The following is a 17,141-nucleotide window of genomic DNA, read 5'->3' on the forward strand; positions in this document are numbered from 1 at the left end:
TTTATTTAGCCAGCTCGGGTGCTGGCTTTTTTTTGCCTTTATTTCAGGTGAGCGGCAAAGCCGGCACGCCCTGGGGCGATCTCCTCCCGTAGCGTCAATTGTGGAATATCATAATCCCCCGCGTTTTGTTGACGGAAGGGCAACGGCTCGGTAGTTGCCAGTGTATCCAACCGTTCCCCCAGAGCTGCACACAGTTCGGGGAATTTCGCCTCGTCGAAGCGATCGGTACGGTACGCCACAAACGGCGGCAACACGTCAAAGCCAGGGTAAAACAGGATGCCATGATGAATAGGGAACAGAATATCCTCTATTGGGCCGTTGATACCGCGCGGGCTGTAATGAGGTTCCCATCCGCCGGTCGTCACCAGCAGCATGGCCCGTTTTCCGGCCAGCGTACCTTCGCCGTAACGATCTCCCCAATGTTTATCCGAGTGCTCACCGACGCCATACGCGAAGCCATAGGCATAAACGCGCTCTACCCAACCCTTGAGGATGGCTGGCATCGAAAACCACCACAGTGGGAATTGGAGGATCACGGTATCGGCCCAGAGTAACTTCTCCTGCTCCCGCGCAATATCGGCGCTTTGCGTCCCTTGCTCCAGCGCGATCCTGGAATCCTTCGCCGGATTAAAGCGCGCAGCGCTGTCCCGATCCGTACGGTCGTTGCCATCCAGGGCTGCTTTCCACTTCATGGCGTACAGATCGGAAACCTGTACCTGATGCCCGGCGTCCTCCAGATGTTTGACCGCAAAATTTTTCAGTGAGCCGTTAAGCGATAGGGCTTCTGGATGAGCGTAGACCAGCAGAATATTCATGATTGTGTTCCATTGCTGAAAAGAGAGGAACAGAGTAGTTTGCTGCCAGGTATAGTTAAAATTGATTTAAATAATGGCAGGTATTGGTATGAGTAATTTCGGAAGGTTGGATCTCAATCTGCTGGTGACGCTGGATGTGTTGCTGATGGAGCATAACGTCACGCGCGCGGCGGAGCGAATGTCGCTATCTCAGCCTTCGGTGAGTACACATCTGGCCAAGCTGAGGGAGTTTTTTGACGATCCGCTGCTGCTACCGGGGCCAAGAGGAATGCGGCCAACTGCCCGAGCGGAGGCACTGCGCGAACCTTTGCGGCTGGCGCTGGAAGTGCTCGAACAAACCGTTTCACCGGCCAGTCCTTTTGAGGCGGCGACCACGAATATCACCTGGCGCGTTGCCGCTACTGACTATGGGGAATCCACCGCGCTGCTGCCTGCGATGGCACAGCTGCGTCAGGCGGCCCCCAACAGCCGGTTGGCGGTGTTGGAGATGGTGCCGGCCAGGATTGCCCGGCAGGCGGAGATGGGGGAGATCGATCTGGCCTTTCACACTCAGGACTGTGCGCCGCCGGGGATGCGTCAGCGCGTACTGTTCAAGGAGAAATATGTGCTGGTGGGCCGCATCGGTCATCCCGCATTACAAACGCCTGTGACGCTGGCGCAATTTAAGCAACTGGAGCATGTGGTGGTGTCGCCAAACGGCGGGGGATTTAGCGGCATCACCGATCAAACGCTGGAGGAGGTTGGACTGGCGCGCCGGGTGGTACTTTCTGTCCCGCATTTTCTGTTTGTGAAATCGGTGATCGGCAAGACGGATTTGGTGGCGATGCTGCCGGAACGTCTGGTGCGCGACAGCTCTGATATTCAGATTGCTGAACCCCCGGTGGTGATCCCTGGCTATGAATTGGCAATGCTGTGGGATGAGCGTTCGCATCGCGATCCCGCTCATCAATGGCTACGCGAGCTGATCGCCCAGTCGGTTTAAGTGCTCTCACCATCGCTACCTTGCATCAGCGCATGCTTTTTCAACATGCCGCGCAGTTGGTGATAGGTTAACCCCAGCAGTTCGGCGGCTTTACGCTGATTAAAGCGGCCCTGTTTCAGCGCCATTTCCAGTAAGCTTTTCTCTTGCTGATGCTGCCAGCTTTTGAAATCCAGCGGCAAAGCGGGTAAATCACCGGTTGGCACGGCTGCCTCTGCAAGCGGTTCTGGGCGCTTGGCAAAGGGGTTGATGATAATCTCATCCAGCTCATCCTCGCTAGAACCATGGCGGTAAACGGAACGCTCCACCACGTTTTTCAGTTCACGCACGTTACCCGGCCAGGAATAATCAAGCAGCGTCTCCCGCGCATGTTCACTGAAACCGGGGAACAGCGCCAGCGACAGCTCGCGGCACATCTGAATGGCGAAATGCTCTGCCAGCAACATGATGTCCTGCTGGCGTTGGCGCAGCGGCGGCAGTTGCACCACATCGAATGCCAGGCGATCCAGCAGGTCGGCACGGAATTTACCGGCAGCAGCCAGCGCAGGCAGATCGTCATTGGTGGCACACACTAACCGAACATCCACCCGCAGCGGCTGGCTACCGCCCACGCGCTCCAGATGACCGTATTCAATCACCCGCAACAGCTTCTCCTGCACCAGCATCGGTGCGGTGGCCAATTCATCCAGGAACAGAGTGCCGCCGTCCGCTCGTTCAAAGCGGCCAAGGTGGCGCTTCTGTGCGCCGGTAAAAGCGCCAGCCTCATGGCCGAACAGCTCCGAGTCCAGCAGGTTTTCATTCAGCGCCGCACAGTTGAGGGAAATAAACGGCCCTTGCCAGCGGTTGGAAAGGTAATGCAAACGGTGGGCGATCAGCTCCTTACCGGTGCCGCGCTCGCCGATCACCAATACCGGTTTGTTGAGTTTGGCCAGTTGTGAAACTTGCTCCAGCACCTCAACAAAGGCATTGGCCTCGCCCAACAGGTTCTCTAACGGTTCGCTCATGATGAAATTTGCCAATGTTTGGTGAAAACACTCACTCTACAGCAAGCGTGGCGAGAGTCAAAAATAAATAATCGTTGTTTTTCAATAAAATAAAAGTTGGCACGCTTCTTGATTAACTATCTGGGCAAGTTGTATAACTTAACTCGGCGCTTCAGACGCCTTCAGAACCAAGAGGAAGTAAATTATGGGTATCTTTTCTCGTTTTGCCGACATCGTGAACGCCAACATCAATACTCTGCTCGATAAAGCAGAAGATCCGCAAAAGCTGGTGCGGTTGATGATCCAGGAAATGGAAGACACGCTGGTTGAAGTGCGCTCTACCTCAGCGCGTGCCCTGGCGGAGAAAAAGCAGCTGCTGCGTCGCATTGAGCAGGGTGAAAACCAGATCAGCGACTGGCAGGAAAAAGCCGAACTGGCGCTGCGTAAAGATAAAGAAGATCTGGCCCGAGCGGCGTTGATCGAAAAACAGAAAGTGGCCGACTTGATCGCCACCCTGAGCCAGGAAGTGGCTACAGTAGAAGAAACGCTGGCCCGTATGAAGAGTGAAATTGGCGAGCTGGAAAACAAGCTGACCGAAACGCGTGCACGCCAGCAGGCATTAACGCTGCGCCATCAGGCAGCTTCTTCTTCACGGGATGTGCGCCGCCAACTGGACAGCGGTAAACTGGATGAGGCGATGGCGCGTTTTGAGCAGTTTGAGCGCCGTATCGACCATATGGAAGCCGAGGCGGAAAGCGTCAGCATAGGCAAAAAGAAAAGCCTGCATCAGGAGTTTGCCGAACTGCAAGCGGACGACGCCATCAGTGAGCAACTGGCGGCAATGAAAGCCAAGATGAACCGCCCGGAATAATGCTCAAGCGGCCACCCAGCGTGGCCGCCACACTACGGCCAACAAGAAGGAATTGAAATGAGTGCTCTATTACTTGCCATCCCGTTGACAATCTTCGTGTTGTTTGTCGCACCGATTTGGCTTTGGTTGCATTATAGCAACCGGCAACAGAGCGGCGTTCAACTGAGTCATCAGGAGATGCAACGTCTGACGCAACTGGCGGAACAGGCCTCACGGATGCGCGATCGTATTCAGGCGTTGGAAGACATTCTTGATGCGGAACACCCGAATTGGAGGCAGTCGTAATGAGAAGAGACCAGGACCGTGGAAAGTATGGCGATCGTGCTCACTACAGCGATGATAGCCGTTCATTCCAGGGCAACACGCTAGGCAGTAAAAAACTGTACCGTGTGCCAGAAGAAGGCATGGTGAAGGGCGTTTGCGCTGGCCTTGCCCACTATTTTGACGTCCCCGTGCGTTTGATTCGGGTGATTGCCGTGCTGTCGCTGTTCTTCGGGCTGTTTTTCATCACGGTGATCGCCTATATCGCCCTGGTTTTCGTGCTCGATGAAGCTCCAGCCAGCCGTTATCAAGACGAACATCAAACGACACCTCGCCAGTTGCTCGATAGGCTGGAATATGAACTGAGTAGCGGGGAGCAGCAATTGCGCAAAGTCGAACGCTACGTCACGTCTGATACCTTCGGCGTACAGAGCCGCTTTCGCCATCTGTAACCTCACTTGACGATGCATGGGCCTGCGCGAGCCGCAGGTCAGGCATTGCACCGAATTTTCCCCCAACATTTGCCAGAGGGCATCCGCCATGAGTAAATCCTTTGCGATTAATGCGCCAAAAAGCGCTTCACCAAAGTGGGGAGTCGGTGCATTGTTGAAGACCTTGTCTAAAGTCATCATCATAGCGTTAATGAGCTATGGCCCGGCGGGTGCAACCGCCTGGCTGCTGAAAACCGTCAGCCGCAAGCCGCTGCGTTACGTGCTGGCCCTGTTGCTGGAACCGCTGTTTCGCAAAGGGTTGAACAAGGTTTTCGGGCGTTATGCGAAGGAGAAAAATGAAACGACTGCAAAATGAGTTAACGTCGCTGGTCAATCGCGGGATGGATCGCCATCTGCGTCTGGCAGTGACCGGCTTGAGCCGTAGCGGTAAGACGGCGTTTATCACCGGATTGGTCAATCAATTACTTCATGTTCACAGCGGCGCGCGTATGCCGCTGTTTTCCCCGGTGCGGGAAGAACGCCTGCTGGGCGTGAAGCGTATCCCTCAACGCGATCTCGGTATTCAGCGTTTTACCTACGACGAAGGTCTGGCACAGCTGTATGGCGATCCGCCAAGCTGGCCAACGCCAACGCGAGGAGTCAGCGAAATCCGCCTGGCGCTACGCTACCGTTCCAACGATTCGCTGCTGCGCCATTTTAAAGAAACCTCCACGCTGTATCTGGAAATTGTCGACTATCCCGGCGAATGGCTGCTGGATTTGCCGATGCTGGAACAGGATTACCTGGCCTGGTCACGGCAGATGGCCGGGCTATTGCAGGGTGACCGCGCACGCTGGGCCGAGCCTTGGCTGGCATTGTGCAAAGATCTCGATCCGCTGGCCCCGGCGGATGAAAACAAGCTGGCGGCGATCGCCCAGGCTTATACCGACTATCTGCTGCGCTGCAAGACCGAGGGGCTGCACTTTATCCAACCTGGGCGCTTTGTGTTGCCGGGGGATATGGCCGGTGCGCCGGCGTTGCAGTTCTTCCCTTGGCCAAACGTCGATGCGGTAGGGGAATCTCGCCTGGCACAGGCAGACAAGCAGACCAACGCTGGCATGCTGCGCGCTCGCTTTAACTATTATTGCCAGTCGATCGTCAAGGCGTTTTATAAAGAGCACTTTGTGCGATTTGATCGCCAGATCGTTCTGGTGGACTGCCTGCAACCGCTCAACAGCGGGCCGCAGGCGTTCAACGATATGCGATTAGCGCTGACACAGCTGATGCAGAGCTTCCACTACGGTAAGCGCACGCTGTTTCGCCGCCTGTTCTCGCCGACCATCGACAAACTGATGTTTGCGGCGACCAAGGCGGATCACATAACCGCCGATCAGCACGCCAATCTGGTTTCACTGTTACAGCAACTGGTGCAGGAAGCCTGGCAGAACGCCGCGTTTGAAGGCATCAGCATGGACTGCGTCGGACTGGCCTCGGTGCAGGCGACCGAAAGCGGTATTGTCGATCATCATGGGCAGCCGATCCCGGCCCTGAAAGGCCATCGCCTGGATGATGGTGCGCCGTTGACGGTGTTCCCCGGCGAAGTGCCTGCACGCTTGCCTGGGCCGGCATTCTGGCAGCAGCAAGGATTCCACTTTGACCAGTTCCGCCCACGGCAGATGAGCGTTGACAGCCCGTTGCCGCATATCCGTCTGGATGCGGTGATGGAGTTTTTATTGGGAGATAAATTACGATGAGCGAGCCGTTAAAACCGCGTATCGATTTTGCAGAGCCGTTGCTGCCGCTGGAAGAACCGGTACTGCGTGCTGGCTTGGAGTTTGACGAATTACAGGCCGAAAAATTCTACCCGGCGGCACCGGAGCTGGAACAGGAAGAAGAAGAAGGGCGCGCGGAAGGGATCGTTAACGCCGCGTTGAAGCCTAAGCGCAGCCTGTGGCGCAAAATGGTCAACGCCGGGCTGATGCTGTTTGGCGTCAGCGTGGTGGCACAAGGCGTCCAGTGGGTGCATACCTCCTGGGTGCAGCAGGATTGGATCGCGCTAGGTGGTGGGATCGCTGGTGGGCTGATCGTTTTCGCAGGCATCGGTTCGGTAGTGGGGGAATGGCGCAGGCTGTATCGCTTACGCCAACGGGCGGAAGAACGCGATGAAGCCCGTGAACTGTTGCACAGCCACGGTTTGGGCAGAGGGCGCGAGTTTTGTGAAAAGCTGGCGCGTCAGGCCGGATTGGATCAAGGGCACCCGGCATTGCAACGCTGGCAGGCGTCATTGCATGAGACCCAGAACGACCGTGAAGTGGTCGCGCTGTATGCCAAGCTGGTGCAGCCGGTGCTGGATAATCAGGCGCGGCGCGAAATCAGCCGTTCGGCCGCAGAGTCGACGTTGATGATTGCCGTCAGCCCGTTGGCCTTGGTGGATATGGCCTTTATCGCCTGGCGCAATATTCGCCTGATTAACCGCATTGCGGCCCTGTATGGCATCGAACTGGGCTATTTCAGCCGTCTGCGCCTGTTCCGGCTGGTATTGTTGAATATCGCCTTTGCCGGTGCCTCCGAACTGGTGCGGGAAGTGGGCATGGATTGGATGTCACAGGATATTGCGGCGCGGTTGTCAGCACGAGCCGCGCAAGGCATTGGGGCCGGTTTGTTGACGGCGCGCCTGGGCATCAAGGCGATGGAATTATGCCGCCCATTACCCTGGTTAGAAGGCGACAAGCCAAAACTGGGTGATTTTCGTGGCCAATTGGTCAACCAACTGAAAGACACCATGAAAAAGGGCCAAAGCAAAGCCTGACTCCTCTAGGCTGCGCCAGCGCGGCGCAGCCACCTCACGGCAACCTTTCGGATTGCTGGCAAAACTTCCCCGCTCAGATATCAAAGGATTACAACTTGTTAATAAAAGGTTGCTTGCATGTTTAATTTGAGCGACAGGTCACGAAAAATGCCGCAGACAGCGTGAGATAAAGCGGTATATTCAATCCAAGCGTTAATCTGCATATTACTTATCCCAAGGACAGGAGGCAGCGAAATGTCGCACCGTGAGCCAAATTTAGAAACCTTCCAACCCTATGCCGCAGAAAGCCAAACCCTCCGCCAGCATATTCATCAGTACCCAGAATTAGGGTTTGAGGAACGGCAAACCGCCGATCTGGTGGTGAGAAAGCTTGAGGAGTGGGGCTATAAGGTGACGCGCGGGCTGGGCATCACCGGCCTGGTGGGTACGTTAAAAAGAGGCAGTAGCCCCCGCACGCTGGGCATCCGGGCTGATATGGATGCCCTGCCGATCCTGGAAAATACGCAATTACCTTACAGCAGCCAGCACGATGGCGTCATGCATGCCTGCGGGCATGACGGACACACTGCCATGTTGCTCGGAGCGGCACATTATCTGGCCGATAACTCTGCTTTCGATGGCACTCTGCACGTCATTTTCCAACCCGCAGAAGAGGGGCTGGCCGGTGCCCAGAAGATGATCGACGATGGGTTGTTTAAGCAGTTCCCTTGTGACGCCGTTTTTGCCATGCATAACATGCCGGGATTCCCGCAAGGGCAGTTTGTGTTTGGTGAGGGCGCGTTTATGGCTTCCAGCGATACGGTCACCATCACCATTCACGGCAAAGGGGGACACGGCGCGATGCCTAAGGGCACCGTTGATGCCGTGGTCGTCGGTGCCAGCATCGTGATGGCGTTGCAGACGATTATTGCTCGTAATCTGGGAGCGCAAGAATCGGGTGTGATCACCGTCGGTTCATTCCAGTCCGGCATTGCCAGCAACGTTATCGCCGACGATGCGGTATTAAAATTAAGCGTACGCGCGTTGGATCCGCAAGTCCGGGAACGATTGGAAGAGCGCATCAAGACGCTGGTGGCGGCCCAGGCGGCCTCATTTGGTGCCAGCATCGATATTGATTACGATCATACCTATCCGGTATTGGTCAACCAGCCGGAAATGACCCGCTTTGCCAAGCAGGTGGCGCAAAACCTAATCGGCGAAAACCATCAGCAGCAGGTTATCGATATTCCTGAACCCTTGATGGGCAGCGAGGATTTTGCCTTTATGCTCAACCAGTGTCCGGGCAGTTATTTATTATTAGGTAACGGGCAGGGGGAAAATAGCTGCATGGTGCATAACCCTGGCTACGACTTTAATGATGCGATCATTATCAGAGGGATCGCCTATTGGAGCGCACTGGCGCAGGAGTTTTTAAAGGAATAAATCTCGGCCAATAATCATTTGCTGATACTGCTGAATTTGTAGGGGTCGAGTATGTTCGACCCTGAATTAATATCGCTTATCTGGACGGCGCGGTATGAATCAAATGGGCGTAGCGCTGAACCCCCTACAGAAAAGGAAAGGCCATGGATAGCGTCAAGGAAAGAAAGTCCCCGGCAAGGGCCATTGTGGCGACGACGTTGGGGAATGGATTAGAGTTTTTCGATTTGGTGCTCTACGCATTTTTTGCTACCTACATAGCAAAGGCTTATTTTCCTGCCGACGATCCGTTAGTCAGCATGGCGACAACTTTCCTGATCTTTGGTATGGGCTATCTGGCCAGGCCGTTGGGGGCATTGGTTATCGGGCATTATGCCGATAAAAAAGGGCGTAAGCCTGCAATGACGCTGACGTTCCTGCTGATGGGGCTCAGCACCCTGACCATTGGCATCACCCCGTCCTATGACAGTATCGGGATTGCAGCCCCGATCATCATTAGCTTTGCCAGGCTGATACAGGGCTTTTCCGCTGGTGGCGAGTTAGGCGCATCAACCACTCTGTTAGTGGAGTATGCCAAACCCCATAACCGGGGGTTTTACGGCGGATGGCAGGTGGCGAGCCAGGGGGCAGGTAACGTATTTGCCGCGATGACCTTGGTGATCCTGGTCAGTTGCATGCCAGAGGCGAGTGTGCAAGCCTGGGGCTGGCGCATCCCATTCCTGTTTGGCATCGTGATTGTTCCGGTGGGGCTGTATATTCGCTTTAAACTGGAAGAAACCGCCACTCATACCTTACCTACGGCCAGTAAAAGCGTCAGTAAAATCCCCCTGTTGGAAGTTATCACTACTTATTATAAAGAAACCTTGGCGGGGATATTGCTGACGATGGGGGGAACCATCCCGCATATGATCATCATGTTCTATATTCCCAATTATGCCATCAGCATATTAAAGCTGGATACCAGCTATAGCATGTTAATTGGTGCCATTGCCGGTTTGATTACGCTGATCGGCGGGCCGTTGGCGGGCATGTGGTCCGATAAGATCGGCAGGCTCCGCCTGATTGGTGGGGCAAGAATAGCGATCATTGTGCTGATTTACCCGGCCTTCTATTTACTCAGTAGCCACCCCAGCGTCGAAATGCTGTTGGTGATTATGATTATATTGAGCATCGTCAATATTATTGGTGCTTCACCATCCATCACCATTCTGCCAGAAATATTCCCACGACGGGTAAGAACGACCGGACTCTCGCTGGTGTATAGCGTTGCGGTAGGGATTTTTGGCGGTTTCTCCTTATCGGTTTCCTCCTACCTGATCAAGTTAACCGGCAATGTTACGGCTCCTGCGTTCTATGTGATTGCAGGCTGCGTTTTATCATTGTTTGCCTTCCTGTACATCAAGGAAACCAGCCAGCAGCCGCTCAATTAATTATCCCGCCCTCTCCTTATTCAGTGAGAGGGGCTAAAGTGCTATTACCACTTATAGCCCATGTTTACGCTGTAATCAGGATCCTGATTGGTGGAGTAGGGATCGGACTGACGACGACGATCGGTTTTTTTCACTGGGCGATTAAGCGTCGAATAGGATTTGTCGTGCGGGCGGCTACAGCTTGGGTGGTCGCATTCAAGATCAACACGCAAGCCGGTTTCCTCTTCTGATTCTGACCAGGCCAGAGGTGGCTTGGCTGTCTTTTCTGCGGGCCCCAGTGTGCTTTTGGGAGCGGGTGCAGGTTTAATGCTGGGCTCCGGTGTCTGGTAGGAGAGATCCAGCGCCAGGGTTGGGGCACTCAACAACAGCGTGGTGCAGCAGAATGCTGCCAGTATATGCTTTCTACGCATGGTTAATTTTCCGTTATAGTTACGCCGCGCAACTATAAAACAGTCAGACGAGAATTACTATCATTTGTAACCATCGAGTGACCCTTTCGCGGTTTGTAACCACAGATTGACGAAAGAATATCCCCCTGTGACGACATTATAATCCGCTGCCAAAATAATCCTGAATGTGATAACTCTCTGGAAATGGGCTAAAATTACGCTGATGGTGTTATTGGGTAGCGTTTAAAACCGCCAAAAGCAGTGATAAACTGGAGCTCTGTCAACTTTTGCTGACAGATCGCTTCTTCCGTCCGTGGGGAGAGCGTATCATCATCACCAGACCTCCCCCGCACTTGCAGAGATAAGGCCAATACTGATGCGTTTGGAAGTATTTTGCGAAGACCGTCTCGGTCTCACTCGAGAATTACTCGATCTTTTGGTCTCGCGCGGTATCGATCTGCGCGGTATCGAAATTGATCCTATCGGCCGTATTTACCTGAATTTTTCCCAGCTGGATTTTGATACCTTCCGCGCGCTGATGGCAGAAATCCGGCGGATCAGCGGTGTGACCGATGTGCGCACCGTTAACTTTATGCCTTCCGAGCGTGAGCACCGTGCGTTGCGTGCGCTGCTGGAATCGATGCCAGAACCGGTATTTTCCATCGATATGAAAGGCAAGGTGGAACTGGCCAACCCGGCGGCACAGACGCTATTCAACTTCAGTGAAGACAAGATCCGCAATCAGACGGCAACTCAACTGATAGGTGGATATAACTTCAACCGCTGGCTGGAAAGCGAAGAGACTAAGCCGCATTCCGAGCGGGTGGTGATCCGCAGCCAGGATTTCCTGATGGATATCACCCCGATCTATCTGGAAGACGAACAGCAGCAGAATGCCACCGTGGGGGCCGTGGTGATGCTTAAATCCACCGCCCGCATGGGCCGCCAGTTGCAGAACCTGTCGGTGAATGACGATACCGAGTTTGACCATATTGTCGCCGTCAGCCCGAAAATGCGCCACGTGCTGGAGCAGGCGCGCAAACTGGCCATGCTGGATGCCCCATTGCTGATTGTTGGCGATACCGGCACCGGGAAAGATATTCTGGCGCGAGCCTGCCACCTGCGTAGCCCGCGTGGTAAACAACCGTTCCTGGCGCTTAACTGTGCCGCATTGCCGGACGAGGTGATGGAGAGTGAACTGTTTGGCCATGCGCCAGGCGCTTACCCGAATGCGTTGGAAGGCAAGAAGGGCTTCTTTGAGCAGGCTAACGGCGGCTCGGTGCTGCTGGACGAGATTGGCGAGATGTCGCCACGCATGCAAACCAAACTACTGCGTTTCCTCAACGATGGTACCTTCCGCCGGGTAGGGGAAGAGCATGAGGTGCATGTGGACGTGCGGGTGATCTGTGCCACACAGAAAAACCTGACCGAACTGGTGCAGCGTGGTGAATTCCGTGAAGATCTCTATTACCGGTTGAACGTGCTGACCATCACCATCCCGCCGTTGCGCGAACGCCCGCAGGATATCATGCCACTCACCGAGCTGTTTGTGGCGCGCTTTGCCGATGAGCAAGGGGTCGCCAGGCCGAAACTGGCCAGCGATCTCAACAGCTTCCTGTGCAAATACGGCTGGCCGGGTAACGTGCGGCAATTGAAGAATGCCATTTATCGCGCGTTGACCCAAACGGATGGTTACGAACTGCGTCCGCAAGACATCATTCTGCCTGATTTTGAGGTGGAGATAGCGCTGGGGGATGAAGTGATGGAAGGTTCGCTGGATGATATCAGCAAGCGCTTTGAACGCTCGGTGCTGACACGTCTGTACCGCACTTATCCCAGCACCCGCAAACTGGCTAAACGCCTCGGTGTCTCGCATACGGCAATTGCCAACAAGCTGCGGGAATATGGGCTGAGCAACCGCAAGCTCACCGATGAGAGCGAAGAATAACCCCCACCGTTTTTCAGACATAAAAAAGCCCGGCTTAACCACCGGGCTTTTGACTGCTATAGACTTATTTCAGCGCTGCCAATGCGGCATCATAGTCTGGCTCGGTGGTGATTTCGTTCACCAGCTCGCTATACAGCACGTTGTCCTGACCATCCAGCACCACAACGGCGCGCGCAGTCAGACCAGCCAATGGACCTTCGGCGATTTCTACGCCATAAGCCTGCTTGAATTCACCGCCGCGCAGGGTAGACAACGTAACCACGTTGTTCAGGCCTTCTGCACCACAGAAACGGGACTGGGCAAACGGCAGGTCGGCAGAGATACACAGCACCATGGTGTTATCCAGGCCGCTTGCCAACTGGTTGAATTTACGCACCGATGCGGCACAAACGCCGGTATCAATGCTTGGGAAAATGTTCAGGACTTTGCGTTTACCCACGAAGCTGCTCAGTGCAACGTCTGACAGGTCTTTGGCAACCAGGGTAAAGCTTTTTGCCTGCTCGCCCTGCTGTGGCAGTTTGCCTGCTACAGTGACAGGGTTGCCTTGAAAATGTACGGTCTGAGTCATTGCTCGGTTCCTTTCTACGATGTTTATACAATGATGCAAACCCGATTAACACCGGGTTCACAATCTCGAAGCAGTTTATGTCAACAATCGCACCTTGGATAGATAAAGTTTGTAAACTGCAGGTATAGTGGACTGACTTTATGTGCTTTTTTCGCTCGGGAGCCGTTATGAGAAGCATGCGTTTTTTCCCTGAAGCCTGGCCGTTACACACCGCCTTTGTGATCGCACGCGGCAGCCGGACTGAAGCCAAAGTGGTGGTGGTAGAGATTGAACAGCAGGGTATGCGTGGTGTCGGTGAGTGCACTCCGTATCCGCGTTATGGTGAGAGCGAAACCTCGGTGATGGAGCAATTGGCCGAGGTGTCAACGGCCATTGCGCAAGGGGCAACACGACAAGAACTGCAACGCCTGATGCCTGCCGGTGCGGCCCGCAACGCGGTCGATTCGGCGCTGTGGGACTTGGAATGTCGCCTGGCTGGCAAAGATCTGTGGCAATTGAGTGGGATGAGCGCACCTGAACGCGTTGTGATGGCGCAAACGCTCAGCATCGGCTCGCCGGAAGCGATGGCGTTTGCCGCCAAAGAGCTGGAACAACAGGGCGCGATGCTGCTGAAAATCAAGCTCGACGATCACCTGATCAGCGAAAGGCTGATCGCGATCCGCACAGCGGTGCCACAAATGACGCTGATCGTCGACGCCAATGAGTCCTGGCAACCAGAAGGGCTGGCATCGCGTTGCCAGCTGCTGGCAGATTTAGGCGTGGCAATGCTTGAACAACCTTTATCCGCCAGCAACGACAGCGCCTTGGAAAACTTCATCCATCCATTGCCGATTTGTGCCGATGAAAGTTGCCACACCAGCGGCGATCTGCCTCGGTTGGTGGGGCGATATCAGATGGTCAATATCAAACTGGATAAGACCGGCGGGCTGACCGAAGGGCTACAGCTTGCCGCACAGGCGCGGGCACAAGGCTTCGAGATCATGCTTGGCTGCATGCTTTGCACCTCCAGAGCCATTACTGCGGCGCTGCCGTTGGTGCCTGGCGCCCGCTTTGTCGATCTCGATGGCCCAACCTGGCTGGCAAAAGATGTAGAACCAGGTTTGGCCTTCGAATGCGGCGTGATCGAGCTTTCACGCTAGTCTGAGTAGGTCAGCAACTCCACCATGGCGGCAAGGTAGCTTTCACTGGCGGCGTCGGCAGAAATCGGTGGGAATTCGGCGGTAATGCAGGGCAACGACAGGTCTGCACACCAGCTACCGAATGAACCCGGCGTTTCATAGCCGACGCTGGTCACCAGCGGCAGGGCAAACTTGTGGGCCAGCCAGACGCCCAGCGCGGAGCTATCCGGATCTTCTATGCAGGCCAATGGCTCATGGAAGGACACCACCCAGCGTGGTTTCAGGCGATGGATCAAATGGCACAGCCCCTGAGTTTCCGGTTCTGAACCGGGCCTGCCACCGGTTGACAGCCGCACGTCGCGAGCCTCTGCTGCACTGTTCCAACGGTAGACCGTATCGCCAGATCGCCAGTTGGCAGACGGGAAGTTGCGGTTCAGATCGACGCCGTTGGCATTGGAGCGCAACCCCAGTTGGCAACCATCCGGGTTGACCGCCAGGATCACATGATGGCGCAGTTGGGCGGGGGAGATACTGCGTAATGCGCAGGATAACGTTACCACGGCGGCCGTTTCGTCACCGTGGGTGCCTGCAATCACCAACCCGGTATCCGGACCGCTTTTGGCCGCTGGGAAATACAACAGCGGGGCACCTAACATCGATTTACCGTAAGTTTCACCTGCAACTGCCAGTTGGCCACGCTCACTGCGCGGTCTGTGTTGGATCATGGGGGTTCCCTGTATGCCAAAGTCAGAAATGATTGCGATGTGATTCAGTCTATTACGCTTTGGGCGATCTTTCCCAGTGGGTTAAGCGAATAAAGTGACGCCGATTGTTATACTATCGGCAGATAGCTAACAATAAAGAGGATTTAACATGCCAGTTGCCAGAGTAGTTGCGCATTACAGCGAAAACGAAAAAGACACCATCACCCTACTGTGCGGCGTGGATGAAGAAAACCAGATCCGTCAGGGTGAGTGGTTTGGTGTGGTGAAAAACGACGACGGACGCGGTGACGAGTCCAACTATCCGTTCACCCTGCACGTGGATCATCAGAAAGGGGAGTTTTACCTCGACTATGGTTTTGACGACGCCGAATCCCGCCAGCTGCAAAAGACCGATATCCAGCTCAACCCGCTGGTAGAGAAAGGCTATTTCACCATCTTCGATGAAGAAGAAGGCGAAGAGTTCAGCTACAAGATCGCCAGTATTCATCTTTACGACTGATCTCGTCTGACCACATCAGCTCACAGTGCCGATAACGCCTGTGGGCTTTTTTTTTGGATCAAACATCCACTTTTTACATTCTTGTTACGTCGGGCTATAGGTGGCGGACAGCCTTGTGCTATATGATAAAAAATTCATAGGGTTAACTGGGGCATATCAATAATGACGAGAAAAACAATTGTGGCGAGTTTTCGTTTAACGCTTTGCGCACTCACCATCAGCGCAAGTATTGGCGGCGCAGTGGCTGCCCAGGTTCCCCCAGGTACCGTGCTGGCGGAGAAACAGGAGATCGTGCGGCATATCAAAGATGAGCCAGCTTCGCTCGATCCGATCAAGGCCGTAGGCCTGCCAGAAGCGCAGGTTGCCCGCGATCTGTTTGAAGGGCTGGTGAATCAGGATGCGCATGGCAAAGTGATCCCTGGCGTTGCCACGCGTTGGCAAACCTCGGATAACCAAACCTATATTTTCACCCTGCGTAAAGATGCCCGCTGGTCAAACGGTGACCCTGTCACGGCGAAAGACTTTGTTTACAGCTGGCAGCGGTTGGTCGATCCGAAAAGCCTGTCGCCATTTGCCTGGTTTGCCCAGCTAGCCGGCATCCAGAATGCCGAAGAGATTATCGCCGGCAAGTTGCCCATTGATAAGCTGGGCGTGGTGGCGGTGGACGACCATACGTTAAAAGTTCAACTGAACAAGCCGGTGCCTTACTTTGTCAGCCTGACGGCGAATTTCAGCCTGTTCCCCGTGCCTAAAGCCGTGGTTGAGCAATATGGCAACGATTGGACCAAGGTGGGCAATCTGGTCGGTAACGGCGCATTCAAACTGCAAGAGCGCGTGGTTAACGAAAAGCTGGTGCTGGTGCCGAACAACCATTATTGGGATCATAAGCACACCGTGTTGACCAAGGTGACCTTTGTGCCCATCAACCAGGAATCCAACGCGACCAAGCGCTATCAGGCTGGTGACATCGATATTACCGAATCCTTCCCGAAAAACATGTACCAGAAACTGTTGAAGGATATTCCAGACCAGGTTTACACACCGGATCAGCTCGGCACCTATTACTACGCCTTCAATACCCAGCGCGCGCCAACCAATGACGTACGGGTGCGTAAAGCGTTGTCTTACGCTATCGATCGCAAGGTCATTGCTGAGAAAGTGTTAGGTACCGGCGAGAAACCGGCCTATCACTTCACGCCGGATGTCACCGCTGGCTTTAAGCCGGAAACCAGCCTGTTGCAGCAACAGTCTCAGGAAGAGCTGAACGAGCAAGCCAAGGCTCTGATGCAGGCGGCGGGTTACGGCCCGAACCATCCCCTGAAGTTGACCCTGCTGTATAACACCTCGGAGAGCCACCAAAAGATTGCCATTGCCGTGGCGTCGATGTGGAAGAAAACCCTGGGTGTAGATGTTAAATTGCAAAATCAGGAGTGGAAAACCTATATCGACAGCCGCAACACCGGTAATTTCGACGTGGTGCGTGCCTCTTGGGTTGGCGATTACAACGAGGCTTCGACCTTCCTGTCGCTGCTGACCTCTTCACACAGCGGGAATATCGCCAAATTCAACAACCCGCAATACGATCAACTGTTGGCCGACGCCAGCCGCGAGACCAAGCCTGCGGCGTTAACCGCCGATTATAACAAGGCCGAGCAGATGATCGCCGCCGAAGCACCGATTGCCCCAATCTATCAATATACCAACGGGCGTCTGATCAAACCTTGGGTGAAAGGTTATCCGATCACTAACCCTGAAGATGTTGCCTATAGCCAGGAAATGTACATCCTGAAACACTAATGTTCAGCGCAATGTTGCCTGCCAAAGCCCTCGCCAACGCGGGGGTTTTTATTTTCAGATCCAGTTATGGCTTTGTTGCTGTGATCCCCTGGTCAATAA

18 protein-coding genes are annotated in these 17,141 nt (G+C 54.5%); 13 read left to right on the forward strand and 5 right to left on the reverse strand.

Annotated elements, in window-relative coordinates; all coding sequences use genetic code 11:
- Window positions 1–38: 38 nt before the first annotated feature.
- Window positions 39–815, reverse strand: coding sequence for an NAD(P)H-dependent oxidoreductase (locus ACRDCA_RS18950; RefSeq protein WP_438690908.1), 777 nt, complete (start codon window positions 813–815; stop codon window positions 39–41).
- Window positions 816–903: 88 nt separating this feature from the next.
- Between ACRDCA_RS18950 and ACRDCA_RS18955 the strand changes: the two genes are divergently transcribed.
- Window positions 904–1,797 carry a LysR family transcriptional regulator gene (locus ACRDCA_RS18955; protein ID WP_438690909.1) on the forward strand — a complete coding sequence of 298 codons (894 nt, stop codon included), beginning with the start codon at window positions 904–906 and terminating at the stop codon, window positions 1,795–1,797.
- Here the strand turns inward: ACRDCA_RS18955 and pspF are convergent.
- Window positions 1,794–2,798 (reverse strand): phage shock protein operon transcriptional activator, encoded by a 1,005-nt coding sequence (gene pspF, locus ACRDCA_RS18960; protein WP_438690910.1) that lies wholly within the window; start codon window positions 2,796–2,798, stop codon window positions 1,794–1,796. The two genes, ACRDCA_RS18955 and pspF, sit on opposite strands and share 4 nt — an antisense overlap.
- A gap of 184 nt (window positions 2,799–2,982) precedes the next feature.
- On the opposite strand from pspF, the gene pspA reads away from it, so the two are divergent.
- The 8 genes from pspA to ACRDCA_RS19000 all read left to right on the forward strand — a co-directional run bounded on the left by pspA (window position 2,983) and on the right by ACRDCA_RS19000 (window position 9,998).
- On the forward strand, window positions 2,983–3,648 hold the full coding sequence (gene pspA, locus ACRDCA_RS18965) for a phage shock protein PspA (protein ID WP_025119173.1): 666 nt from the start codon (window positions 2,983–2,985) through the stop codon (window positions 3,646–3,648).
- Window positions 3,649–3,705: 57 nt separating this feature from the next.
- Window positions 3,706–3,933: an envelope stress response membrane protein PspB gene (gene pspB, locus ACRDCA_RS18970; protein WP_021182064.1), complete on the forward strand. Its 228-nt coding sequence runs from the start codon at window positions 3,706–3,708 to the stop codon at window positions 3,931–3,933.
- Window positions 3,933–4,361 (forward strand): envelope stress response membrane protein PspC, encoded by a 429-nt coding sequence (gene pspC / locus ACRDCA_RS18975; protein ID WP_438690911.1) that lies wholly within the window; start codon window positions 3,933–3,935, stop codon window positions 4,359–4,361. Before pspB ends, pspC begins: the two co-directional genes overlap by 1 nt.
- A gap of 88 nt (window positions 4,362–4,449) precedes the next feature.
- Complete coding sequence (gene pspD, locus ACRDCA_RS18980) at window positions 4,450–4,716, forward strand: phage shock protein PspD (RefSeq protein WP_438690912.1); 267 nt, start codon at window positions 4,450–4,452, stop codon at window positions 4,714–4,716.
- A complete protein-coding gene (locus tag ACRDCA_RS18985; protein WP_438690913.1) occupies window positions 4,697–6,094 on the forward strand; it encodes a YcjX family protein in 1,398 nt (465 codons plus the stop codon). The genes pspD and ACRDCA_RS18985 overlap by 20 nt, the downstream gene beginning before the upstream one ends.
- On the forward strand, window positions 6,091–7,149 hold the full coding sequence (locus ACRDCA_RS18990) for a TIGR01620 family protein (RefSeq protein WP_438690914.1): 1,059 nt from the start codon (window positions 6,091–6,093) through the stop codon (window positions 7,147–7,149). The genes ACRDCA_RS18985 and ACRDCA_RS18990 overlap by 4 nt, the downstream gene beginning before the upstream one ends.
- A gap of 234 nt (window positions 7,150–7,383) precedes the next feature.
- Window positions 7,384–8,571 (forward strand): M20 aminoacylase family protein, encoded by a 1,188-nt coding sequence (locus tag ACRDCA_RS18995; protein WP_438690915.1) that lies wholly within the window; start codon window positions 7,384–7,386, stop codon window positions 8,569–8,571.
- Between the two features lie 143 nt (window positions 8,572–8,714).
- On the forward strand, window positions 8,715–9,998 hold the full coding sequence (locus ACRDCA_RS19000) for an MFS transporter (RefSeq protein WP_438690916.1): 1,284 nt from the start codon (window positions 8,715–8,717) through the stop codon (window positions 9,996–9,998).
- Window positions 9,999–10,042: 44 nt separating this feature from the next.
- Here the strand turns inward: ACRDCA_RS19000 and ACRDCA_RS19005 are convergent, their stop codons facing one another.
- A complete protein-coding gene (locus tag ACRDCA_RS19005) occupies window positions 10,043–10,408 on the reverse strand; it encodes a hypothetical protein (protein WP_438690917.1) in 366 nt (121 codons plus the stop codon).
- A 355-nt stretch (window positions 10,409–10,763) separates the two neighbouring features.
- Here ACRDCA_RS19005 and tyrR point away from each other — a divergent pair, with 355 nt between their 5' ends.
- Window positions 10,764–12,335, forward strand: a complete 1,572-nt coding sequence (gene tyrR / locus ACRDCA_RS19010) for a transcriptional regulator TyrR (RefSeq protein WP_438690918.1) — start codon at window positions 10,764–10,766, stop codon at window positions 12,333–12,335.
- A gap of 64 nt (window positions 12,336–12,399) precedes the next feature.
- Here tyrR and tpx read toward each other — a convergent pair whose 3' ends face one another.
- Window positions 12,400–12,903 carry a thiol peroxidase gene (gene tpx, locus ACRDCA_RS19015; RefSeq protein WP_025119164.1) on the reverse strand — a complete coding sequence of 168 codons (504 nt, stop codon included), beginning with the start codon at window positions 12,901–12,903 and terminating at the stop codon, window positions 12,400–12,402.
- A gap of 167 nt (window positions 12,904–13,070) precedes the next feature.
- Here tpx and ycjG point away from each other — a divergent pair, with 167 nt between their 5' ends.
- Window positions 13,071–14,042, forward strand: a complete 972-nt coding sequence (ycjG, locus tag ACRDCA_RS19020) for an L-Ala-D/L-Glu epimerase (RefSeq protein ID WP_438690919.1) — start codon at window positions 13,071–13,073, stop codon at window positions 14,040–14,042.
- Here ycjG and mpaA read toward each other — a convergent pair.
- Window positions 14,039–14,746 carry a murein tripeptide amidase MpaA gene (gene mpaA / locus ACRDCA_RS19025; RefSeq protein ID WP_438690920.1) on the reverse strand — a complete coding sequence of 236 codons (708 nt, stop codon included), beginning with the start codon at window positions 14,744–14,746 and terminating at the stop codon, window positions 14,039–14,041. The two genes, ycjG and mpaA, sit on opposite strands and share 4 nt — an antisense overlap.
- Before the next feature lie 148 nt (window positions 14,747–14,894).
- Here mpaA and ACRDCA_RS19030 point away from each other — a divergent pair, with 148 nt between their 5' ends.
- Window positions 14,895–15,245, forward strand: coding sequence for a hypothetical protein (locus ACRDCA_RS19030; RefSeq protein WP_438690921.1), 351 nt, complete (start codon window positions 14,895–14,897; stop codon window positions 15,243–15,245).
- A 162-nt stretch (window positions 15,246–15,407) separates the two neighbouring features.
- Window positions 15,408–17,042: a peptide ABC transporter substrate-binding protein gene (locus ACRDCA_RS19035; RefSeq protein WP_438690922.1), complete on the forward strand. Its 1,635-nt coding sequence runs from the start codon at window positions 15,408–15,410 to the stop codon at window positions 17,040–17,042.
- Window positions 17,043–17,141 lie beyond the last annotated feature (99 nt).

Origin of the sequence: Serratia sp. (in: enterobacteria) (assembly GCF_051654945.1) — a bacterium.
Classification (GTDB): Bacteria; Pseudomonadota; Gammaproteobacteria; order Enterobacterales; family Enterobacteriaceae; genus Chania.